24 protein-coding genes are annotated in these 22,514 nt (G+C 60.7%); 19 read left to right on the forward strand and 5 right to left on the reverse strand.

The genetic code is table 11. From position 1 onward, the window contains the following. Nucleotides 1–40 precede the first annotated feature (40 nt). From LXM96_RS00255 to LXM96_RS00270, 4 genes are read right to left on the reverse strand one after another with little or no spacing between them, the layout of a single operon-like run. Complete coding sequence (locus LXM96_RS00255; protein WP_239996224.1) at nucleotides 41–1,048, reverse strand: ABC transporter permease; 1,008 nt, start codon at nucleotides 1,046–1,048, stop codon at nucleotides 41–43. Beyond that, nucleotides 1,045–1,860 carry an ATP-binding cassette domain-containing protein gene (locus LXM96_RS00260; protein WP_239996225.1) on the reverse strand — a complete coding sequence of 272 codons (816 nt, stop codon included), beginning with the start codon at nucleotides 1,858–1,860 and terminating at the stop codon, nucleotides 1,045–1,047. Before LXM96_RS00260 ends, LXM96_RS00255 begins: the two co-directional genes overlap by 4 nt. Beyond that, entirely contained in the window at nucleotides 1,857–2,810 is a 954-nt protein-coding gene (locus LXM96_RS00265; RefSeq protein ID WP_239996226.1) for a substrate-binding domain-containing protein, read from the reverse strand. Before LXM96_RS00265 ends, LXM96_RS00260 begins: the two co-directional genes overlap by 4 nt. A gap of 36 nt (nucleotides 2,811–2,846) precedes the next feature. After that, nucleotides 2,847–3,848 carry a LacI family DNA-binding transcriptional regulator gene (locus LXM96_RS00270; protein ID WP_239996227.1) on the reverse strand — a complete coding sequence of 334 codons (1,002 nt, stop codon included), beginning with the start codon at nucleotides 3,846–3,848 and terminating at the stop codon, nucleotides 2,847–2,849. Nucleotides 3,849–4,211: 363 nt separating this feature from the next. Between LXM96_RS00270 and LXM96_RS00275 the strand changes: the two genes are divergently transcribed. The 4 genes from LXM96_RS00275 (at nucleotide 4,212) to LXM96_RS00290 (ending at nucleotide 6,479) form a co-directional block, all read left to right on the forward strand. Continuing rightward, nucleotides 4,212–4,526, forward strand: coding sequence for an aminotransferase class IV (locus LXM96_RS00275; RefSeq protein ID WP_239996228.1), 315 nt, complete (start codon nucleotides 4,212–4,214; stop codon nucleotides 4,524–4,526). A 10-nt stretch (nucleotides 4,527–4,536) separates the two neighbouring features. Next, nucleotides 4,537–4,779, forward strand: a complete 243-nt coding sequence (locus LXM96_RS00280) for an aminotransferase class IV (RefSeq protein ID WP_239996229.1) — start codon at nucleotides 4,537–4,539, stop codon at nucleotides 4,777–4,779. 315 nt (nucleotides 4,780–5,094) lie between these two features. Further along, nucleotides 5,095–5,553, forward strand: a complete 459-nt coding sequence (locus tag LXM96_RS00285; RefSeq protein WP_239996230.1) for a type II 3-dehydroquinate dehydratase — start codon at nucleotides 5,095–5,097, stop codon at nucleotides 5,551–5,553. Further along, nucleotides 5,550–6,479, forward strand: a complete 930-nt coding sequence (locus tag LXM96_RS00290; RefSeq protein WP_239996231.1) for a 2-hydroxyacid dehydrogenase — start codon at nucleotides 5,550–5,552, stop codon at nucleotides 6,477–6,479. The genes LXM96_RS00285 and LXM96_RS00290 overlap by 4 nt, the downstream gene beginning before the upstream one ends. A 4-nt stretch (nucleotides 6,480–6,483) precedes the next feature. On the opposite strand, the gene LXM96_RS00295 is transcribed toward LXM96_RS00290, so the two are convergent. Next, nucleotides 6,484–7,401, reverse strand: a complete 918-nt coding sequence (locus LXM96_RS00295; protein ID WP_239996232.1) for a LysR family transcriptional regulator — start codon at nucleotides 7,399–7,401, stop codon at nucleotides 6,484–6,486. A gap of 296 nt (nucleotides 7,402–7,697) precedes the next feature. On the opposite strand from LXM96_RS00295, the gene LXM96_RS00300 reads away from it, so the two are divergent. The 15 genes from LXM96_RS00300 to argE all read left to right on the forward strand — a co-directional run bounded on the left by LXM96_RS00300 (nucleotide 7,698) and on the right by argE (nucleotide 22,511). Further along, entirely contained in the window at nucleotides 7,698–8,741 is a 1,044-nt protein-coding gene (locus LXM96_RS00300; protein ID WP_239996233.1) for an ABC transporter substrate-binding protein, read from the forward strand. A 67-nt stretch (nucleotides 8,742–8,808) separates the two neighbouring features. Next, nucleotides 8,809–9,660, forward strand: a complete 852-nt coding sequence (locus LXM96_RS00305; protein ID WP_239996234.1) for an ABC transporter permease — start codon at nucleotides 8,809–8,811, stop codon at nucleotides 9,658–9,660. 1 nt (nucleotide 9,661) lies between these two features. Then, nucleotides 9,662–10,480, forward strand: coding sequence for an ABC transporter permease (locus LXM96_RS00310; protein WP_239996235.1), 819 nt, complete (start codon nucleotides 9,662–9,664; stop codon nucleotides 10,478–10,480). After that, complete coding sequence (locus LXM96_RS00315; RefSeq protein WP_239996236.1) at nucleotides 10,464–11,612, forward strand: ABC transporter ATP-binding protein; 1,149 nt, start codon at nucleotides 10,464–10,466, stop codon at nucleotides 11,610–11,612. Before LXM96_RS00310 ends, LXM96_RS00315 begins: the two co-directional genes overlap by 17 nt. 578 nt (nucleotides 11,613–12,190) lie before the next feature. Then, the gene (locus LXM96_RS00320; RefSeq protein WP_239996237.1) at nucleotides 12,191–13,174 is read left to right on the forward strand and encodes a TRAP transporter substrate-binding protein; all 984 of its coding nucleotides are present in this window, start codon (nucleotides 12,191–12,193) and stop codon (nucleotides 13,172–13,174) included. Beyond that, nucleotides 13,171–13,974: a maleate cis-trans isomerase family protein gene (locus LXM96_RS00325; protein WP_239996238.1), complete on the forward strand. Its 804-nt coding sequence runs from the start codon at nucleotides 13,171–13,173 to the stop codon at nucleotides 13,972–13,974. Before LXM96_RS00320 ends, LXM96_RS00325 begins: the two co-directional genes overlap by 4 nt. Next, entirely contained in the window at nucleotides 13,974–14,492 is a 519-nt protein-coding gene (locus tag LXM96_RS00330) for a TRAP transporter small permease (protein WP_239996239.1), read from the forward strand. Before LXM96_RS00325 ends, LXM96_RS00330 begins: the two co-directional genes overlap by 1 nt. After that, nucleotides 14,492–15,772 carry a TRAP transporter large permease gene (locus LXM96_RS00335; protein WP_239996240.1) on the forward strand — a complete coding sequence of 427 codons (1,281 nt, stop codon included), beginning with the start codon at nucleotides 14,492–14,494 and terminating at the stop codon, nucleotides 15,770–15,772. The genes LXM96_RS00330 and LXM96_RS00335 overlap by 1 nt, the downstream gene beginning before the upstream one ends. Before the next feature lie 303 nt (nucleotides 15,773–16,075). Continuing rightward, on the forward strand, nucleotides 16,076–17,326 hold the full coding sequence (locus LXM96_RS00340) for a flavin-containing monooxygenase (protein ID WP_239996241.1): 1,251 nt from the start codon (nucleotides 16,076–16,078) through the stop codon (nucleotides 17,324–17,326). Nucleotides 17,327–17,404: 78 nt separating this feature from the next. Continuing rightward, nucleotides 17,405–18,424, forward strand: a complete 1,020-nt coding sequence (locus tag LXM96_RS00345; RefSeq protein ID WP_239996242.1) for an NAD(P)H-quinone oxidoreductase — start codon at nucleotides 17,405–17,407, stop codon at nucleotides 18,422–18,424. Nucleotides 18,425–18,435: 11 nt separating this feature from the next. Next, nucleotides 18,436–19,062 (forward strand): glutathione S-transferase family protein, encoded by a 627-nt coding sequence (locus LXM96_RS00350; protein ID WP_394801878.1) that lies wholly within the window; start codon nucleotides 18,436–18,438, stop codon nucleotides 19,060–19,062. Nucleotides 19,063–19,162: 100 nt separating this feature from the next. Next, nucleotides 19,163–19,576, forward strand: a complete 414-nt coding sequence (locus LXM96_RS00355) for a RidA family protein (RefSeq protein ID WP_239996244.1) — start codon at nucleotides 19,163–19,165, stop codon at nucleotides 19,574–19,576. Between the two features lie 37 nt (nucleotides 19,577–19,613). After that, a complete protein-coding gene (locus LXM96_RS00360; RefSeq protein ID WP_239996245.1) occupies nucleotides 19,614–20,288 on the forward strand; it encodes a DUF1028 domain-containing protein in 675 nt (224 codons plus the stop codon). Nucleotides 20,289–20,330: 42 nt separating this feature from the next. Continuing rightward, entirely contained in the window at nucleotides 20,331–21,269 is a 939-nt protein-coding gene (locus LXM96_RS00365; protein WP_239996246.1) for a LysR family transcriptional regulator, read from the forward strand. A gap of 72 nt (nucleotides 21,270–21,341) precedes the next feature. Next, nucleotides 21,342–22,511: an acetylornithine deacetylase gene (gene argE, locus LXM96_RS00370; protein WP_239996247.1), complete on the forward strand. Its 1,170-nt coding sequence runs from the start codon at nucleotides 21,342–21,344 to the stop codon at nucleotides 22,509–22,511. Nucleotides 22,512–22,514 lie beyond the last annotated feature (3 nt).

The following is a 22,514-nucleotide window of genomic DNA, read 5'->3' on the forward strand; positions in this document are numbered from 1 at the left end:
GCCGGAGCGCACATGACCTTCAGAAAGCTCCTGGCTCACATTATCCTCGCACTTTCTTTCCGCCGAAGCGGAAGTTCGTGGTGAAGATCTTTGTGTTGAGCCAGATCGCAACCAAGATGATGGCGCCTGTCACGATCTGGGTGAAGAAAGGCGAGATGTGCATCAGGATCAACCCGTTGCCAATCACGGCGATGGTCAGCGTTCCTAACACTGTGCCCAGTATGCTGCCTCGCCCGCCCATTAGGGATGTGCCACCAAGCACAACGGCTGCAATGACCTGCAGCTCAAATCCGACAGCGGCGTTCGAGGAGCCGGAACCGAGGCGCGCGGCGATGAGCAGTCCGGCCAGCGCACTCGCGATACCCGAGATCATGTAGACAGAGGCCACAATCCACTTGGATGGCATCCCCACGCGTCGTGCGGCCTCAAGACTGGAACCGACAGCTACGACCTGCCGCCCATATTTTGTATAGGCGATGACGCCGTAACCGAGCAGAGCGACACCAAGGGCGATGAGCGCCGGCACAGGAATGCTGAGAAGCTCACCACGGCCTATGGCGAAGAAACCTGGAACATCCTTGATGGGGATCGAGTAGCCCTGCGTCAGGTAAAGCGCGAAGCCGCGCAAGATGGAAAGACCTGCCAGTGTCACGATGAAAGCAGGTATCCCCTGATAGGCGACGAACCATCCTTGGGCCATTCCGAGCAAAGCACCGAACGCGAGCATGCCGAGGACCACGACGGGCCAAGGATAGCCTAAGGCAAGGATCATTGCAGCTACAGCGTTCACCAGCGCCACCTGGGAACCGACAGAGAGGTCAATACCGCCGGTGATGATTACCAATGTCATCGCTACTGCCACGACGAGAATGGGAGCGGCCTGGCGGATGACGTTGAGGATGTTGCCAAGCGTCAGAAACGTGTCAGTCGTAACTGAAAAGAAGATTAGGCAGGCGACGAAGAACACGGCGATCGAAAGAACCTGAGCGTGTTCGGAGAGAAAATCCGCGATCGGCGACCCGGCTGCGCGTTCCGTATAGGCGGTCAATGCTTTTGCCCTCCGACGATAAGCTGCACGAGGTCTTGAAGGTCCGTGTTCCCAATGTCGCGCTCGGCGACCTTCGTCCCTTCGTACATGACCGCGATACGATCACATGCGCGGAAGAGATCCTGTAAACGATGGGTGATCAGAATGACGGACACCCCTCTCGCCTTCACCCGGTTGATCAGCGAGAGCACCGCCTCAACCTCGGCAACAGCAAGGGCAGAGGTCGGCTCATCCATGATGAGCACCTTCGGGTTGAAAGAGGCCGCACGCGCGATGGCAATCGCCTGCCGCTGTCCACCGGACAGCTTCTCCACCTTTGCACCGAGGCGCGGAATCCGTATTTCGAGAGCGTCCAGCATGGAACGGGCCTCGGCCACCATGCGTGGACGATCGAGGAATGGACCCTTTGTCAGTTCCCGGCCGAGAAAAAGATTACCCACTACGTCGATGTGGTCGCAAAGACTTAGGTCTTGAAAGACCATCTCGATATTGCGCTTGCGAGCGTCGGCAGGTCCGGTCAGCCGGACCTCCTGTCCATCGATAGCAATCGACCCGCCGTCAGGGATGTAGGTGCCTGAGATAATCTTGGTGAGTGTGGACTTTCCTGCGGCATTGTCTCCCACCAGGCCCAAACACTCGCCGGGATAGATATCGAGATCAACGCCCCGAAGCGCTTGATGAGAGCCGAAGTTCTTTTGGATATTCCGCAACGACACCCTGGGCTGACGATTGACGCCGTCTCCAGGTTGCCGGGGGATGTGCCCTCCCCCGGTTCCTGCGACAGCGGATTGATGCTGCCCTTCCGCCATCATTTGAACATGTCCCGATACGGCTCAACGTTGTCCCTCGTGACGATGGTGATCGGCACAGAGATCGTCTGCTCAACGCTGCCGCCCTCAGAAAGGGTCTGAAGGGCTTCGACAGCCGCTGCGCCCATGGCCGCAGGGTCCTGTTGGATGACTGCGGCAACGTAACCGGCATCAATGCCTGCAATTGCCTGAGCGGTAAGGTCCCACCCGAAGATCTTGACGTCGTCCTGCTTGCCCTGGCTCTCAACAGCCGCGATGGCCCCCATCAGGGCGGGTTCGCCGGTCGCGTAGACAGCCGTCATGTCTGGATTGCCCGTGATCAAGTTCTCTGCAGCGGCAAGGGCATTGTCCTGGATGTTCTGGCCATCCACGACACCCGCCGTCTCGACTCCTTCGGCACCCTGCACCGCCTTTTCAAAGCCTTCCTGGCGTACGTTCTGGATGAAGGAATTCAAGGCTCCGACGACACCGTATTTCACAGTGCCGTCCATGTTGCTATTCACGTAATCAAGGAAGAACTTGCCCATGTCAGCGCCGGCCGCGGCGTTGTCTACGCCGATCTGCGCCTTTTGCGGTCCCTCCGGCAAGATGGCGTCGATTGCCACTACAGGTATACCAGCGTCTGCTGCCTGCTGAACGGCTGGCATGATCCCGTTCACGTCAATGGCAACCACCGCAATACCATCAACCCCCTGTTGAATGTAGGTTTCGATGGCGCTGTTTTGCGCCGCAGGATCATTGTTGGCATTGAAGATCACCAGCTTCGCGCCGGCCTCCTCCGCGGCCTTTTGTGCACCTTCATTCATCTGGTTGAAGAACAGGGCCTGCTGATTGATCTGAACGAGCGCGAAGGTCTTCTGAGCGTCCTGCGCCTGGGCAGCGCCGAAGGACAGGCCTGCCATAGCGGTTGCCGCGAGAGCGACAGTGAAGGTTCTGCGTCTTAGAAGTGTCATGAGTTCATCCTCTGGTTGGCGTTGGTCCCGCTGCTGTTATTTTCTCGAAGGCGGAGCAACGGAATTCCGCACGACGATTTCGACGGGTAACAGCTCTTCAGAAAGGAGGTCTTCCGGCTGCTCCCAGTTGGTGTCGACGAGAAGCGCAAGTGCGCGCTGTCCTATGGCCCGGACGGGTTGACGGATGGCCGTCAACGAGGGGGCAAATAGATGAAGCGGGCCCACGTCGTCGAAGCCGATGATAGAGACTTCGCGTGGAATGGATGCTCCTTGCTCCCTGAGAACTTCGATCAGTCCGATCGCTATCTCATCGGAACTCGCAAAGATGGCAGTTGCAGGCATCCCTTCACTGAGGAATCGTCGCGCTGCTTTGCGTCCGAATTCGACGGTGTATTCGCCTTCGTATCGTAAGAGGCCATCCATGGGTATGGACGCTTCGCGCAGCGCACGCCTCAATCCGGAATAGCGGCGGCGGGTACTGATCATCTCCTGCGGGCCGCCGACGTACAACACTCTCCGATGGCCGTTCTGGACGAGGTGCTGACCTGCAAGGTAGCCCCCCTGCTCGTTGTCGCAGAAAAGCTTCGGGACCATCGCATCGGGTACATCTTCATCGACGACAACGACTTTGCCGGTCTGGTTGATGCGCGAGGCCAATTCACCATCGTCCGGGTGATTTGTGACGAAAACCAGCCCGTCGACATGGTTGCGAGCCAGCGCGCTAAGATATGCAATCTCTCGCCCCGGTCTGTTCAATGTCGCGTACAGGGAGAGGGCCAAGCCACGTTGATCAGCTTCTTCTTCAACAGCTGAGACAAGTGTAGCGAAGAAGGGGTTGGCTATGTCGGGGACTACGAGTCCGATCGTGTCCGAACGCCCGCGACTGAGGCTTCGCGCATGAGGATTGGGCTCGTATCTTAGTTCTTGGATCGCAGCTTGGATCCGCGACTTCGTCTCCAACGGCAACTCAATCGTGCCGTTAAGCAGTCGAGACACTGTTGTGACAGAGACGCCCGCTGCACTGGCAACATCCTTCAAGCTGGTCGCGCGCTTTTTCACTACGTGTTCCCCAGTTAGATTCCCCGGCTGTTTGGTGACAGCTTCTTCTACTTGGTAAACCGCTTTACTAAACCGCTTCACCCTGGACACAGAAGATGACGCTGTCAAGCGTGTCGTCGAGCTTCAAGTCCTAAATCGCGCGGCTGCCGGGCCAACTCGATTCTCTCTTCAGCGTGCACGTCGTCCAAACGGCCTGTTCAAATTATGGAAGATCGTCGAGCTTCCAGCCGCTTGCGAAGTCTACGCCGACCGACGAGCGCGGCTTTCTATTCGCCGACGCTGTCTTCGAAGTACTGGTATGGTTGACGGTAGGCTGCTGGAGTACGCCGGTTACGCCGCGCCTTGCAGCGATCCACAGCCGAACTCGCAATCAAGCGCCCGCTGACGCCGGAAGAGCTACTGGCGGTCCATCGCGAGATCGTCGTCCGCAACGACCTGAAGCAAGGCCTGATCCACCTACAGATTTCTCGCGGTACAGCCGATCGCGATTTTGCCTTTCGCAAGGACCCAACGCCGACACTCACGCTCTTTACCCAAGCAAAGCCGGTCTTCTACAACCCAAGGGTCACCACCGGAATCTCCGTGGCGCGGCTACCTGATCAGCGTTGGGCGCGCCACGACATCAAGACGTGCAACTGCTTTATCGCTCCATGCTAAGATGGAAGCCATGGCCAGGGGCTGCGATGATGCCTGGGGGGTTGAAGACCGCTACGTTACCGAAGCAAGCTCTGCCACCGCCCACATCATCACCAGCGATGGCAAGCGTGTGACGCGCGGCCTCTCCAACGCAATCCTGCATGGCATTACGCGAGTCGACGGAAAAGCGGTCGGCACCGGCAAACCTGGGCCGCTGACGCTCACGCTTCGTCAGCTATACATCGAAAAGAAGATCGCAGCGCGCTCTAGGTAACGCGCGCCCCCTTTGGCGGGCACGGACATTGACACAGTTCTTGCATATTTCTTGAGCAGTAGGGGTTACTCGACCCCGCAATCATAGTGGCGACATACCCTGCCGTGACACCGTTCTCCGCAACGGCAGCGCGTAACCTGCTCGGGCCGTCGTGACAGCAGCACTTCCGCTCTCAGCCGCGCCTCCAAGACTGCAAGGCCTCCGGAATGAAATTGCACGGGGTCATATCGTTATCCAGTTCAATGGATAGCATTTTACTATTCGATCAATGCGCTGGTTTGGCTATGTTTTGCTCCACATCAAGGAGCCATCACCATGACACCCCTACCTACCGTTTTCTTCCTGAACGGGCCAAATGCCAATCTCTATGGTCTCGACAAATCCGGGACCTACGGCTCCGAAAGCTTCGAGTCGATCGGCGACAGGTGCCACGCGCATGCTGCATCGATTGGCCTGCAACTGGAATTTCGCCAGTCTAACCACGAAGGGCAGATCGTCGACTGGATCCAAGAGGCCCGGCAGGCAGCCCAGGGATTGGTCATCAACGCCGCTGGGCTGACCTACAGCTCCATCCCGATCCTCGATGCGCTGCTTGCCTACGACGGCCCGATCATCGAGGCGCATATGAGCAATATCTGGAAGCGCGAGCCCTTCCGTCACCACTCTTTCGTCTCGAAGGCTGCCACCGGCGTCATCGCCGGCCTTGGCGCGCTCGGTTACGAGCTTGCGCTGACGGCCGTGGCCACGCTGATCCGCGAAGGGAGCTCCAAATGACGGGCTCGTACATGGTGTTCTACAGCGCGTTCGATGATTTTCAGGCTTGGCGCGAGGCGCTGGAATCGGAAGGAGTTGAGCTTTGCCGCAGCGAGGATATCGCCGATGCCGACAACGTGCGTTCGGCACTCGTTTGGAAGCCGCCGCAAGGCTTCTTTCAAGGGTTCCGCAACCTGCAACTCGTCGTCAACCTAGGCGCTGGCGTAGACGCATTGGTTGGACGCAACGACCTGCCGGACGTTCCCATCACCCGGCTCTCCGATCCACGCATGGCTCGAATGATGGCGGGTTTCGTTCTGTTTGCCGTCACGCGCTATGCCCGCGACATTCCGCAGTTCGAAAAAGCCCAGCGCGAACGGCGTTGGCATTATATTCACCCAAAGGACCCAGCCGACATTACCGTTGGCGTGCTGGGGCTCGGGGAGCTTGGCCTGGAATCTGCGCGAGAGGTCGCGCGCCAGGGCTATAGGGTGCTCGGCTGGTCGCGAACCCAAAAATCTGTCGAAGGCATCTCCTGCTCCAGCGGGCCCGATGCGCTCGTCTCGGTCCTGTCTCAATCCGACATCGTCGTCTGCATGCTGCCTAGGACCCCCGAGACGGACGGTCTTCTCGATGCCGCCATGTTCCGTTCGATGAAGCAGGGCGCCTTCTTCATCAACGTGTCGCGCGGCAGTATCGTGGACGAGCCCGCATTGATCGCCGCACTTCAGTCCGGCTGGCTTGGCGGCGCGACCCTCGACGTCTTTGCCAAGGAGCCCCTCTCCCCCGACAGTCCGCTCTGGACGATGGAGAATGTCCTCATCACGCCGCACCTGGCCTCGATCGCGCTGCCGTCCTCGGCTGCAATGCAGATCGGCGAAAATGTCAGGAGGATTGCGCGCAACGAGGCGGTGCTCAGCCGGATTGATCCAAAGCGCGGGTATTGACGCTTCAGCCGGAGGCAAAGACCCCACCCTTGGCGAAAGCCTCGCGCATATAGTCCGCGAAGGCCTGAACTGCCGGCCTCAACCCATGACGGGTGAGACGCAGGAAGGTGACGGTGGCAGGCGAGAGCGGCTCCGAGATCGGCAAAATGGCAATCCTGCTGCCGTCGTAGCCAATGGTCGTGCGGGGTAGGACGTTGTGGAGCGAATAGCCCTGCCCGTGGCCGACAAGGCCGCGGATCAGTTCCGAAGAGCGCGTCCTGAAGGCGACCTGCGGCTCCAGCCCGCACGCGGCAAACAAAGAGAAGAAATAGTCGCGCGAGTGCGGCAGGTCGAGAAGGATGAAGGGCTCGCTGGCCAGTTCCGCGAGGCTGACCTCGTCGCGTCCGGCAAGCGGGTGTTCCGCGGAGACCAGGGCGTAAGGGGGAAGGTCCGCCAGCTTCTCCCCGGTGATCTCGTCGGGAACGGCGAAGTGATAGGACAGCGCCAGTTCCGTGCGCCCGGAGATCAGGTGGCCGATCATCTCCTGCTGATCGCCTTCCTCAAGCTTGACCGAGATCCCGGGATAGCGCTGCGCAAAGCCGGACAGGAGCGCCGGCATGAACCGGATGGCCAGGGTTGGGAAACTGCCCACGACGATCTCGCCCCGCAAGGAATCCCCAAGCGCCTGCGCACTGTTGGCAAAGTCACGCGCGTGGTTCAGCAGCAGCCGCGCGTCATTGACGTAGCGTTGTCCGGCTGCCGAGAGGGTGACGCCGCGTGCATGATGGCGAACGAAGATCTGGATGCCGAGCTGCGCCTCCACCTGCGCAAGCGCCGTGGATATGGACGGCTGCGAAACGTTCAGCCTGCGGGCCGCCTCCGTCACGCTCCCACAGTCGGCTGTCTCGACGACGTAGCGAAGAACACGAAGCGACAGGTTCATAGCTATAGCCTATCCAATACAGAAGATAATAATATTTTGGAAATGCTATGGCATGCCTCAACATCCGTCCAGCCCATTTTTCAAGCATTATAGTCATTCAGATTGGCTGCGGCGATAAAATAGGCATATATTCTAACAAACAGAGATCCACAGCCCGACCGGCGGGATTGGTCCCAAATCCCGACACCGCCTCCTGAGGCGAAGCAAAGTTAAAGCCGGCATCGGCCGTGGGAGGAGCGGTGGGCGCGGACAACGCGGTCAAAATTTGACCTTCAACAAGAAAGGCAGGGAACAGCATGTATCGCACAACCGTACTGATGGCCGGAGTCGTTTCGGCCCTGACACTCTTCTCGCAAGCCAGTGTCGCCAATGCCCAGGAAAAGCTGGTCGTCAGCACCTGGGGCGGCAGCTTCCGCGATCTGATCGATGAGGCAATCGGCCAGAAATTCACCGAGGAAACCGGCGTCGAGGTCGAATATTTAACCGGCGGCACGATGGACCGCCTTAACCAGGCCAAGCTCGCCGGCGGCGCGCCGGAAAGCGACGTTACCTTCACCACCGCCCATGTCGGCTGGCTCTATGCCAATGACGGCCTGTTCGAAACGCTCGATCTGAGCAAGGTGCCGAACGCCTCGCATCTGGTGGAGCAGGCAAAGATCAGCCCCCATCACATCGGTGCCTGGGCCTACGTCTACACGATCGGCTACCTGCCCGACCAACTGCCCGAGGGGGTCAACTTCGACAGCTGGGAAGGGCTTTGGAACCCCGCGCTCAAGGGCATGATCGCCTCGCCGGACTTCGATCCCAGCCATGTGATCGCGGTAGCCGCAACGCTTGAAGGCAGCGATGCTGCGGGATGGGAGAAAGGCCAGGAAAAGCTGGCTGCCCTGAAGCCGAACTACAAAGCTTTTTACACCAACGACGCCAACAGCCAGCAGCTTTTCGCAACCGGTGAAACGCCGGTGCAGGTCATCTTGTCGATGAACGCCTATTACATGCGCGATCAGGGTGTGCCGGTGGAAATCGTCATCCCCAAGGAAGGTGGAGTGCTCGGCATCGATACGATGGCGATCATGAAGGGTACGGCCAAAAGCGACCTTGCCTACCAGTTCATGAACATCGCGCTCGATCCCGGAGTGCAGGCGAAGATTGCTGAGCTCAAGAAGGGCAGCCCGGTGATCGACAATGCCACGTTGAGCGCCGAGACCGCCGCCCTGCCCGGTATCTTTACCACCGCCGACCAATGGGCCAGCCAGACGCTGATCATCGACCACAAGCTGCGCGCGGAAAAGACCGCCGAATGGCGCAAGTGGTTCGCAGAAAACATGATCGGCCAGTAACGCATCGCGATGAGGTGTCGCCCGCCGCTTCAAACCGGCGGGCGATCCTGCGAGCGAAGGATATTACATGACGCAACGTCCATTTCTCGGCTGGCTCGTTTCGCCTGCCGTTCTCCTGGCGCTCGGGCTGGCCGCCGCCATGGCAGCGATCCTACAGTATAGCGTGCGCGCCTATGTGCCGGGTTCGCTCGATGTCGGTGGCCTGACATTTGAGAACTTCACGACACTGCTACGCCCCTTCTATCTCTGGGCCTTCTGGAACACGATCCTTCTGTGCCTGATGACGGCCACCTTCACATTGATCCTCGCCTATCCTGTCGCCTACGCGCTGGTGCGTGTGAACAACAAGGCGCTGAAGTCATTCATCCTCATTGCCTCGATCACACCGCTCTTCCTCGGCGAGGTGGTGCGGACCTATTCCTGGATGATCGTGCTCGGCAACAACGGCTTTATCAACAGCGTCCTGATGTCGCTTGGGATCATCGATAGCCCCCTGCAGATGATGTTCACCACGTCGGGGGTCGTCGCCGCCCTGGTGCATGTGACGATGCCGATCATGGTCATCATGCTGACGGCCGGCCTGTCCCATATCGATCGCAACTACGAAAAGGCGGCTGAAAGCCTCGGTGCCGGACCGATCCGTTGCTTCATGACGGTCACCCTGCCGCTATCCATGCCGGGCGTCGTGGCTGGTTTCTCGACAGCTTTTGCCTGGACTTTCAGCGCGTTTGCGACACCGCAGCTGATCGGCGGCGGCAAGGTCAACACCGTCTCGACGCTGGTCTATCAGTTGGGCTTCGCGTCCTTCAACTTTCCGTTTGCCGCAAGCCTCTCCTTTGCCGGGCTCGTCATGACCTTTGCCGTGCTGGCCCTTATGAAGCGGGCAATGCGCCCCATCGAACGCCTGGGAGAACAATGAGATGTCGTCGTTTCCTATGCGAAAACATCCGCTCAAGCTCGTCGGGATCCTGCTGGTAACAGTCATTCTCGGCTTCGTCATGCTGCCGGCGGTCGTCGTCACCATTACGGCCTTCAACGACAAGGCGATCCTGGCGTTTCCACCGCAATCCTATTCCCTGCGCTGGTTTGCGCGCTCGCTCGCGTATGACGATTTCCGCAAGGGGTTTTGGAACGGCCTCATCGTCACGGCCTGGGCCTCTACGCTTGCATTGGCCATCGGCACCGGTTTCGCGCTTGCCCTCCATCGCTATAGCTTCTCGCTCAAATCGACGCTGGAAGGCCTGCTTTTGTCGCCGCTGGTGATCCCGCATTTCACCATCGGGCTTGGACTGCTGATCCTCTCGGCGCAATTGACGGTCGGCCGCGGCTTTCCGCTCGTGATCCTCGCCCATGTCATCCTCGTCTTGCCGTTCGTGCTGCGCAGTGTCTTCATCTCGCTGCAGAACCTCGATGGACGGCTCGAAATGGCCGCCAGCAGTCTCGGCGCCTCCCCTGGGCGCGTTCTCTTCACCGTAACCCTGCCGCTGCTGGTCCCGGGGCTCGTCAGCGGCTGGCTGTTTGCCGCGATCCTGTCCTTCAACGAGTTTACCGCCACCCTGTTCGTCTCCAACCAGGCGGCCCAGACCCTGCCAGTCGCCATGTACAACTACGTCCGCGAGTATGCCGACCCGACGCTTGCCGCCCTCTCGGTCATCTACATCGTCGTGACGGCCCTGCTCTTGACCCTTGCAAATCTGTTCTTTGGCCTTGGAAAGATCCTCAATGTTGACGCTCACTGATACCGGCCTTGTGGAGCCGGCCTCCCAATCGCTCTCCACGGCCAGGCCTGCCGTTCAGCTCGACGGCGTCACCAAGCGGTTCGGCAATGCGACTGCCTTGCACGAGGCCTGGCTGAAAATCGTGCCGGGCGAATTCATGACCCTGCTCGGCCCGTCCGGCTGTGGAAAGACCACTCTCCTCAACCTGATTGCCGGCTTCCTGGACGCCGATGGCGGCGAGATCTTCATCGACGGCACCTTGGTGACGGAAACGCCAGCCCATCAGCGGGAGATCGGCATCGTCTTCCAGAACTATGCCCTGTTCCCGCATATGACGGTCGCCAATAACATCGCCTATGGCCTGAAGACGCGCGGCATCGAGGCAGGCGAGATCAGGAGACGCGTGGAGGAGGCACTAGCCCTGGTCAAGCTTACCGGCTTTGACGATCGCAAGCCGCGCCAGCTCTCAGGCGGACAGCAGCAGCGGGTGGCGCTGGCACGCGCGCTGGTGATCCGCCCAAAGGTCCTGCTGCTCGACGAACCCTTTTCGGCGCTCGACAAGAACCTGCGCGCCTCGATGCAACTCGAGTTGAAGGAAATCCAGCAACGCCTTGGCGTCACGACCATTTTTGTAACCCACGACCAGGCGGAAGCGCTCTCGATGTCAGAGCGGATTGCCGTCATGTCTGCCGGGCGCATTCACCAAATTGCCGGGCCGCAGGACGTTTACCGGCGACCGCAGGACCGTTTCGTAGCCTCTTTCATAGGCGACGCAAGCGTCCTGTCGGGAAGACTCGTGGCAGTGACTGAAACGGCCGCTCAGGTCGCGGTCGGACCATTGACCGTTGAGGTGCCGGGCGCCCCCCTCGCCGGACTTGCCGCTGGTGCGGATGTCGACCTGTTCGTCAGACCTGAACACCTCGTGCTGGTCGATCAGGATGCGACGGGACCTGCCTTGAATGGCATTGTCAAAAACCAGGTTTTCCAGGGCGGTCATGTGGATCTTTATCTCGAACTGGCAGATCACGCCGCCGAGCCGGTTCTTCTTCGCTCCTCTGGCGCCCATTCGTCGTCGAAGTTCAGGTCCGGAGACATCGTTCATGTCCGCCCGGCTTCCATGGACCTGATCGCATTTCCGAAGCAGGACGGCTGATGGCGTAGATCTGGCGTCGGGGCGCCCAAGCGCTCGGACGCCAAAGGCCGTTTTCTCGCAAACATCTCCCCAAATGATTGGTGGTTTTGCCCGGCAAAGCCCGTCGCGTCGTCAACGCGTCGTTCCACCCGCTCGATGGTGTGGCACTCGTGGAATGACACCTGCCCATTTATAACGTACCCCGCCGGCCTTTTTCGGTCTGCGCGACCGCTTACGCGCGGGTGCCTCCGCGCGCACCCGTGCGCGTTGCCAAATGGAGCCCCAGCCAATGGCCTCACCGCGCCCCGAAACGGGATCTCAAAGCCCCCTAGATCAGCCAATCCGTTTTTCTCGGATGGACCTCGTGAAATAGCCTGAGACTGTCCAGGCGAGAGCGGCAAACTATTGAACAGGGCATTCGGGATAGCCAAAGACTATGTGATGAATTGACGTGCAATATAGGTCCCAATCTTTCAACAATTGAACAAAAGATTACCACTCAAATGTGCGACATTGCCTCTTTAACGATCAGGCAACCTCTTGTGTAATTTGATTATTATCAGGAACATTGATCATCAACGTTCAACGAGGGTGATCAGATGTTTGTGATGAAAAAGATAGGTTTTGCGTTCGGCGTTCTCGCCAGCGTGGTTTCCGCAGATCTTGCGGCAGCTCAGACCAAGATGCGCCTGGCGGTGGAAACCACCAGCGGCGATCCCACGAATGTCATGCTGGTCGCCTTCCGGGACGAGCTCGCGAAGACGGCAGGTGATGCCTTCTCCATCGAGTTTTCCGACGGCGGTTCGCTTGGAGACGAGAACGCACTTGCGGAACTGATCCGCGCCGGCGTGGTGGAAGTCATTCCGCTGGGATCGGACGGCGTGGCCGCGCTCGACCCGAAATTCTCGATCTTCGACACGCCCTTCCTCTTCTCCGGCAAGGAGCAGGCCCGTGCCGCGCTTGACGGCGAGCTGGGACAGATCATGGCGTCGTCCCTCAAGGAGAACGCCAATCTCGAGGTTCTGGCGTTCGGTGAGCTCGGCGTGCGCGTCATCAGCAACTCCAAGCGCGCGATCAACACACCGGCAGACCTGAGCGGCCTCAAGATCCGCACACCGAACAGCCCGACGCGCATCATGGCCTTCCAGACGCTTGGTGCCGCGCCAACGACGCTGGCTCTCGGCGAAGTCTATATGGGCTTGAAGCAGGGTGTGATCGACGGGCAGGAAAACCCACTGTCGGTGATCAAGGAGTTCTCCCTGTTCGAGACGCAGCCGCACATTTCCCTGACCAACCACATCTACACGCCGATCACGCTGGTCATGAATGGCACCGCCTTCGACGCCCTTTCCGACGAGCTCAAGGCCAAGGTCAAGGCCGCCGCCATGGTCGGTGTCGAAAAGACCCGCACGCTTTCGGACGAAAGTGACGCAGGCCTCGTTGCCGAGTTCCAACAGGCGGGGGTGACGGTCACCAAGCCGGATATTGCCGCCTTCCAGACCGCCGCGGTCCCGGTGCGTACGAAGATCGCGGAAGTGGTGACGCCTGAGTTCATGAGCAAGGTCGAGGAGACGCTGCGTTGACCATCGTAACCTCTCAGGCTCCGGCGAAAGCTGGAGCCTACCCTCGCTTCCGCTACGACGGCTCAGGAAACCTTGCGCGCATCGGCCTCATCTACATCGCGTCCAGCGTGGTGATGGAGGAGGAGATGTGGGCGATGTCGGCCCACGGCGTATCGACCCATACGGCCCGGATCAAGCTGCCGAAAGTGACGGTACAGGGCATCGAAGAAATGATGGGCGCGCCGGAACTCGAAACGGCCGCCCGCATGGCTGGCGCGGCCCCGATCGATGTCCTGCTGTTTGGTGGGACAAGTGCATCCTTTCTGCATGGCGCGGCCTACGACAAGGCCCTCATCGAAAAGATCAGGCAATGGGTGCCAGGTCCCAAGGTGACCACGGCCTCGACAGCGACGCTGGCAGCGCTGGCGAAAGTGAAGGCCGGGAAAGTGGCGCTTGCCACACCATACCTGCCGGAAATCCATGAACGGGCCATTCGCTTCCTTGAAGAGAACGGTCATCCCGTCGTCAAGAGCGGCTATCTTGGCATCTCCGACGACCATGCGCTGGCGGAAGTCTCGCTGGAAGAGGTCTACGACCATGTGCTGTCGGTCGATCATCCTGAAGCCAGCGCGATATTCGTCTCCTGCACCAACTTCCGGACCGTTGGCGCGATCGAAGCCCTGGAAGAGCGTCTTGGAAAGCCGGTCATTTCCGCCAATCAGGCGTCGTTCTGGCACTGCCTAGCGCTTGCTGGCGTTGCCGGCGCCCGCCCCGGCTATGGCTGCCTCTTTGAAGGCAACGTCCACGAAGGAAGCGAGTGATGACGAAAGCCGTGGCTCCGACCCCAAGCGAGATCCTCAGTGACGACGTCACCCGCCGCTCGAAGCTGCGCGGTGGGCTGCAGTGGCTTGTCGAAACCTCAGCCATCGTCCTGCTCGTCTTTCTCGTCGCTCTCGTGCTGGCCAATTCGCTCGGGCGTTATCTGTTCGCGGCGCCCCTGCCGTGGACGGAGGAAGTCGTGACCGCCTTGCTGATGTGGCTCGGTGCGCTGGGCATCACCATTGGCGCGCTCAACAACGAGCTCATCAGCTGTTCGATCTGGACGCGACGCCTTACCGGTGTCTCCCAGCATGGCCTTGCGACCTTACAGGCCGTGTTCTCCATCGCGGTGATGGCGGTCGTCGGCGTCCTTGCCTGGCGCTACCTTGGAACCTTCGGATCCGACCGGACGCCGATCCTTGGCATATCGAAGGCGGTCGCCATCTCCGGCATTTTTGCCACCTGCGTCGGACTGGGCGTCGCCTTCCTCCTTAACATCGTCGAAGGAAGGAAAGAATAATGCTGGGTCTGGCGGCCATCACCCTCTTCGTCCTTTGCGCCTTCGTCCTGATCGGACTGCCGATCGTTGTCTCGCTTGCTGCATCGGTACTGTTCTTTCTGGCCTTCAGCGGCGGCTGGGAACTGGCGCTGCCGCAGCAGACGCTCAGCGGTGTCGGCGATTATATTCTCATCACCCTTCCGCTCTTCATCCTCGCCGGCGGCATCATGAACGCCACGGGGATTGCCGATAAGCTCTTCGACTTCGGTGTCGCTCTGGTGGGTTGGCTGCGCGGTGGTCTTGCCCATGTCGATGTCGTGGCCAGCGTCATGTTCGGAGGCATGATCGGAACCTCGGTTGCCGACCTCGCCGGCAGCGGATCGGTGACGATTCCCAAGCTCAAGGCGCACGGCTATCCTGGGCCGTTCGCAGCGGCGGTCACGGCGACCTCGTCGGGGATCGGCGTCCTCATTCCGCCCAGCTCGCCGATGATCCTCTACTCCGCCGTCACCGGAACCTCGCTTGGAGCGCTGTTCCTGGCTGGCGTCGTTCCAGGGCTTTTGATGGCCTCCGCGATGATGATCACGATTTCCATCCTTGCCCGCCGCAATGGATGGAAAGCCATCGGCACGTTTCAGTGGGACGAGGTCCTTCGCACAGGCAAGCACGCGATACTGCCGCTCGGCATGCCGGGCCTGATCCTGTTCGGCCTGATGTTCGGGATATTCACGGCGACTGAGGCAGGTGCTTTTGCAGTCGCATACGCGCTGGTTCTGGCCTCTGTCGTCTACCGTACGCTGACGCTCACCAACCTGCGCCGCGCGCTTGTCGATTCCTGTATCCTCACGGGAGAAGTCTTGATGGTCGTCGGCTTTTCGACGGCGCTGGGTTGGGCCTTGTCGCAGGCAGGCGTTCCCGCAGCGCTTGCCAGCGGGCTGGAAACCGTTTTCCCCTTCGAGAACACCACCTTGAAGATCTTCGCGCTTCTCGCCATCGCGCTGGTGGCCGGCATGGTGCTGGATCCGCTGATACCAATGATCATGCCCGTGCTTCTCCCGTCGCTGATGGTTCTGGATGTCGATCTGGTCCACTTCGGCGTGCTGATCGTCACGACTGTGGTCATTGGGCAGGTGACCCCACCCGTGGCGATTGCACTTCTCGTGGCGGCAAAGATCGGCAATGAGGACGTCGTGCAGGTGACGAAGGCAAACATGCCCTTCCTCATCGCGCTGTTTCTGTTCCTGATCCTGTTGACACTCTTCCCCGTCCTGTCGACGGCTCTTCCGAACCTCCTGAATTGATCAAGAGGTATGAGGAAGCCATCGCAGGCCGTTGGAAGGCCGTGGCCTGCACGCTCGCCGGCCGGTTACCCACGTCCAAAACGCAAGCCCCAGCCGGGAGTTGCCGCCGGGCCAGCACCACAGTCCCACAAACGCGCTCAGTCGGCCGCAGAGGTTTTCCTGAGCTTCTGACAAGGAAGATACTTCTTTCCACCTCGCCCGGTCCCGCGCAGTTTTCCGCCGAAGATATCGTCGATCAGCCAGTCCGGCTCACGTGAGGCGGAGCCCATGTCTGAGCGCGTTGCCAAAATCTAGGAAGTTGAAATGACAATCGAAGAAATCGACACGCTCGTCGTTGGCGCCGGCCAGTCCGGAATTGCGATGAGCGAGCATTTGAAGGAATGCGGTGTCCCCCACATCGTTCTGGAACGAAACCGGGTGGCCGAACAGTGGCGGTCCGGGCGCTGGGATTCCCTCGTTGCCAATGGTCCGGCATGGCACGATCGCTTCCCCAATCTCGAGTTTGACGACATCTCCCCCGACACCTTTCCGCCCAAGGAAAGAATGGCGCGCTACTTCGAAGACTACGCCAAGATGATCGACGCCCCGATCCGCACGGGCGTGGAGGTCAAGCGCGTCCAGCGCAACGAGGGACGCCCGGGCTTTCTGGTCACGACCTCGCAGGGCCTGATCGAAGCACAGCGTGTGGTGGCGGCAACCGGCCCGTTTCAGGTGCCACAGTATCCCAAGATCGTCCCGGCCGAAGCCGGCGTCGCACAGATCCACTCATCCGCCTACAAGAACCCCGCACAGCTGGCAGAGGGCGCCGTCCTCATCGTCGGCGGCGGAGCCTCAGGTTCGCAGATCGCCGAGGAACTGCAGCGGGCTGGCCGCAGGGTCTATCTGTCCATTGGTGAGCACTACCGCCCGCCCCGCTCCTACCGCCAGCGCGACTATGTCTGGTGGCTCGGCGTTCTTGGCAAGTGGGACGAGATTAAGACGACCGCCAAGAAGAAACACGTTGCCTTCGCCGTCAGCGGCTATGACGGCGGCAAGACGATCGACTTTCGTCGCCTGGCCGGCATGGGTGTTACAGTTCTCGGCACGACCAGCAGCTATGACGACGGTGTGATCCATGTTGCCGATGACCTCGCCGTCAACATCGCCGAGGGGGACCGAGCCTATCTGGACGTGCTGCGCGAGGCCGACGCCTACGTCGAGCGCAATGGCATCGAGCTGCCGCCTGAGCCGGACGCCTGGGACATCTTGCCGAACCCGGACTGTATCGCCGATCCGATCCTGACGCTGAACCTGGCCGAGGCCGGGATCACGTCGATCGTCTGGGCAACCGGCTTTAAATTCGACTTCAGCTGGCTGGATGTCGATGCTTTCCATGAGGATGGCACACCCTTCCACAAGCGCGGAATCTCGGCCGAAAGGGGCATCTATTTCCTCGGCCTTCCCGAACTGACCAACCGGGCATCATCCTTCATCTACGGTTGCTGGTACGACGCAAAATACATCGCCACCCATATCGTGGTGCAGCGCAACTACGTCGCCTACCAGAAGAAATAGCCTGTTCCCCTTGAACGTGGGGCAGCCAAACCGCGCAGCCCGACGCCTTAATGCCCACTGACTTCGGAAGTACCGCCTATGACCGCCGTATCCACTTCGATCCCCGCTACCATGACTGCCGTCATCGCCGAAACGGCAGGGGGGCCCGACGTCCTAAAGTCGGTCCAACGCGATGTTCCACACCCCGGCCCTGGCGAAGTGCTGATTGCGGTTGCCGCCGCCGGCCTGAACCGGCCCGACATCATGCAGCGATCCGGGGCTCTGCCGGCACCGGCAGGTCTTTCGGACATCCTCGGCCTGGAAGTGGCAGGACGTGTCGTGGCGTGTGGCGAAGCCGTCGACCCCGGTCTGATCGGGACGGAGGTCATGGCGCTCGTCAAGGCGGGTGGCTATGCGACCCATGCCTGCGCGCGCGCCGATCATTGCTTGCCGATCCCTGAAGGACTGTCCCTGATCGAGGCTGCAGCCCTTCCGGAAGGGCTCTTCACCATCTGGCACAATCTCTTCGACCGCGGTGCACTTCGCCCGGGCGAAACGCTTCTGATCGAGGGCGGCGCGTCGGGAATAGGCACATTGGCGGTACAGCTCGCACAGGTTTTCGGAGCCAGCGTCATCGCGACCGCGGGCGGCCCTGAGAAATGCGCGCGTCTTGCGGCAATGGGTGTTTGCGCCATCGACTACCGCGATGCCGGCCAGAACGCACGCATCCTTTCACTGACCGAGGATCGAGGAATCGATGTCGTCCTCGACATCCTCGGCGGAGATGCCGTCAATCGCCACCTCGCGGTCATGGCGCCGGGCGGGCGTCATGTCGGCCTGTCCTTCATGACGGGAGCGATCGCGAGCATCGAGCTGGCACTGGTGATGCGCAAGGGGCTCTGGTTGACGTCCTCGACGCTGCGACCAAAATCGGATGCGGAGAAAGCCGATATTGCCCGCGATATCGCCCAGCATCTGTTGCCGCACCTCGGTGGAACGGGTGTGCGTCCCGTGGTCTCCTGCGTCTTGCCACTGAGCCAGGTCGCCGACGCGCATCGCCTGCTCGAGGGTGGTGCGAATTTTGGCAAGATCGTTTTGCAGATGCCGGAGGCAGCATGACAAATTCGTCCATATCCCTGTACTGGGGCTCGGCCTCGCCTTTTGTCCGCAAGGTCATGGTTTGCGCCCACGAGCTCGGTCTTGCCGATCGCATCGAGATCCGCGACAGTGCAGCAAACCCTGTGGACCGCGATAGCCGCATTCAGGCCTTCAATCCCCTGGCGAAGGTTCCTGCCGCAAAGACATCGGACGGGGCGACGCTTTATGACAGCCGGGTGATCTGCGAATACCTGGACACCCTGGCGGCGGAAGAAAGCGGAGCCGCTGCGCTGCGCTTGTTTCCGTTGACCGGCCGTGATCGCTGGTCAGCGCTGCGCCGCCAGGCGCTGGCCGACGGCCTGCTGGATGCGGCACTGCTGGTGCGCTACGAAACCCTGCTGCGGCCGGAACCATTGCGGTGGTCACAGTGGATCGACAAACAGGGCGAGAAGGTCGGGGACGCGCTCGATGCGATGCTTGAGGATGTTCCCGAACCGGACGCCGTCAATATCGGCAGTATTTCCTATGCCTGCGCACTTGGATGGCTCGATTTCCGCTTTCCCGAGCTCGATTGGCGCAGGGAGCGGCAGCCGCTTGCCGAGTGGCATGCCGCTTATGACAATCGCCCCGCCATGACCGCAACGCGACCAAGCGCATGACCGCTTAACCTTCGCCCTACCCGCTGTCGGGCGATCATCAACAGGACCTGGAAGCCGCACAGATTGCGGTTCCGGCAAACTGCAAAAGGCATCTCACCCAATGGCACATATCCGTCACCGCAAGTTCAACACCCGCGACACCTACCCCGAGCAGAAGCTCGACAACGATCTGGCGCAGGCGGTGGTGGCCCGCGGGACCACGATCTTCCTGCGCGGCCAGTGCCCGCAGGATCTGGATACCGCAAAGAACCTTGAGAGCCATGACCCGGTCGAGCAAACCCATAAGGTGATGCAGAACATCCGGCAGCTGGTGGAGGAATGCGGTGGCAAGATCGAGCATGTCACCAAGCTCGTGGTCTATCTGACCGACGTGCGTCACCGCGAAGCCGTCTATCGCACCATGGGCGACTACATCCGCGGCGTCCATCCCGTCTGCACCGGCCTGGTCGTGGTGGCACTCGCACGGCCCGAGTGGCTGGTGGAAATCGACGCCACGGCCGTCATTCCGGACTGACCACGGCGTCCCAACCAAACCTTCATCGAGGATCACCATGACCTTTTCAATCGTTGGCCACTGCCCCGAAACCGGGATGTTCGGTCTCGCCATCTCCTCATCCTCTCCTGCCGTGGCGGCGCGCTGCGCCTTTGCACGCGCGGGCGTCGGTGCCGTTTCCACCCAGAATGTCACCGATCCGCGGCTTGGACCCCGCACGCTGAATCTGATGGAGCAAGGCGCGACACCCGGCGAGGCATTGGCGATCCTGGAGCGGACGGGCGAGCACATGGCATGGCGTCAGGTACTGGCGGTTGGACGCAGCGGTGAAAGCGCGATCTATTCCGGCACGCATGTCCTCGGTCTGTGGAGTGAGGCGCAGGACGTCGATGTGGCTGCGGCCGGCAATCTTCTGGCCGATACCGGCGTGCCGGAGGCAATGGTCACTACCTTTCGCAAGACCTCGGGCAAGCTTGGCCATCGGTTGATGGAGGCGCTCGTGGCGGGCCTTGCCGCAGGCGGCGAGGCCGGCCCCGTGCATTCATCTGGTCTTTTGCTGGTGGACCAGCAAAGCTGGCCTTTGGCCGAACTGCGCATCGACTGGACCACGCAATGCCCCATCGCCGCCCTCGCGGAGGCATGGACGGTGTTCGAGCCGCAGATGGACGCCTATGTGACCCGCGCGCTCGACCCGCGCAGCGCGCCCTCCTACGGCGTACCCGGCGACGAGTGACGGCCTCTGAAGAGCCCCACAGCGAGAGGACATGGAAAAGAGATGCCGCTCCGATTTACGCTTCGACAGCTGGAGTATTTCATTGCCGTCGGCGAAGCGGGCAGCATCGCCACGGCCGCTGACAGGAAGAATGTCTCCGCGCCTTCGATGTCCTCCGCCATCGCCCAACTTGAGTCGGGGTTCGGGGTCCAGCTGTTTACCCGCCGCCACGCCCAGGGCTCCGTGCTGACACCGACGGGCGAGCGCTTCATGGAAACGGCGCGTGCGGTTCTGGAAGAAGCCGCCCGACTGAACGAACTGGCGAAAGTCTTCACCGGAACGGTTCGCGGATCGTTGCGCGTCGGCTGCCTGCGGACCTTCGTCCAGATCATCATTCCGCAGCTGCGACGCAGCTTCGAAGACAAATATGCGGATGTCGACTTCTCGCAACAGGAGCTTGACCAGGCGCAGATCTTCGATGCGCTGGGGCAAGGTCGCATAGACGTCGCCCTGACGTATGATCTTGCCCTGCCCAGCGACGTCACCTTCAAGGCGCTTCAGGAGCTGCCGCCCTTCGTCCTGATCTCCCCCGACAACCCGCTTGCTGGTATGGACCGTCTTCGGCCGGAAGATCTTCTCGATCATCCGATGGTGCTTCTGGATCTGCCGCACAGTGCGGAGTATTTCATGTCCCACTTTCGCCATCTGGGACAGCGACCGCGCATCTCGGAGCGCACGGTCGAAGTGGCCGTTCAGCGTAGCCTCGTTGCGTCCGGATATGGTTTTGGTATCACCAACCTGCGCACGATTTCGACCGAATCCCTCGACGGCAAGCCGGTCAAGTTCATTCCCCTCCAAAGCGACGTCCAGCCGCTGCAGCTGGGGCTTGCCATGTCGAGGGTCTCGCATGTGTCGAGAACGATACAGGCGTTCATCGATCACTGCCATGAAGCGGCAGATAGCGGCGGCCTGCCGGGCATCGTGACCACTTCCAGCACGTGACGCCAGGCACCACCCTCTCAAAAGCCTGGGCTCCCAGGCCCTGCACAGCAGCCAAGAACCGGATCGATGCCAATGGCACCTGACGCTTTTGAAATACTGTCGCGCCTGATCGGCTTTCGCACCATCTCGCTGCAGTCAAATCTCGCACTCCTGGACTATGTCGAAAGCCTCCTCGTGCCGGCCGGCATCACGGTGCGCCGGTTTTCCCATCCCGATGGCAGCCGCGCCAATCTCTGGGCCACGGCCGGACCTGAGATCGATGGCGGCATTGTTCTTTCCGGGCACAGCGACGTGGTCCCGGTTGCCGGCCAGGACTGGCGGTCCGATCCTTTCGTCCTGCGACAGAACGGCGAACGCTGGTATGGCCGCGGCACCGTCGATATGAAGGGCTTCGTCGCAGTTGCGGTCCACACGATGTTGAAGGCAGCGACGCGCGATCTCCAGCGACCGCTGCACCTAGCGCTCTCCTATGACGAGGAAGTGGGATGCCTGGGCGTGCGCGGCATGATTGAAAGCCTCGCACAGGAACCGTTGCGCCCTGCGTTCTGCCTGATTGGAGAACCAACCGGAATGCGCATCGCCACGGGCCACAAGGGCAAGACGGCGCTGAGGGCCTGCTGTCACGGACAGGCGGGACACTCGGCACTGGCTCCAGAGGCACTAAATGCCCTCCACCTCGGAGCAGCTTTTCTGCAGCGCTTGCAGATGCGGCAGGAAGAGCTTGCATCAAGCGGCGCGCGCGACCCTGCCTATGCCGTTCCTTACACCACGGTCCATGCCGGCATCATGCATGGCGGCGAGGCCTTGAACATCGTGCCCGGATCCTGCCAGATCGACTTCGAGATTCGCCATATCGCTGCAGATGATCCCGAGAGGATCCTCTCGGATCTCCGTGTCGATGCGGAAGACATCGTTGCCCCCTATCGAGATCGCTTTGAGGGTGCAGCGATCACGATCGAGACCCTGTCCAGCTATCCCGGTCTTGATACGCCAGCAGACAGCCCGACCGTGACACTCATCGCGGCGCTTCTGGACACCAACCTGCCGACAATCAAGGTGGCCTATGGCACGGAGGGCGGTCTGTTTACTGCCGGCCTCGACATCCCGGTCCTGATCTGCGGGCCTGGCGAGATGGCGCAGGGACACAAGCCGGACGAGTACGTCGAGATCTCCCAGCTTGAGAAATGCGAGCGCTTTCTCGCCCGTCTGGTCGACATTTTGGACGGCTCTCTGCCCGGCTGAGGT

It is taken from the genome of Rhizobium halophilum (assembly GCF_021648825.1).
GTDB lineage: Bacteria > Pseudomonadota > Alphaproteobacteria > Rhizobiales > Rhizobiaceae > Neorhizobium > Neorhizobium halophilum.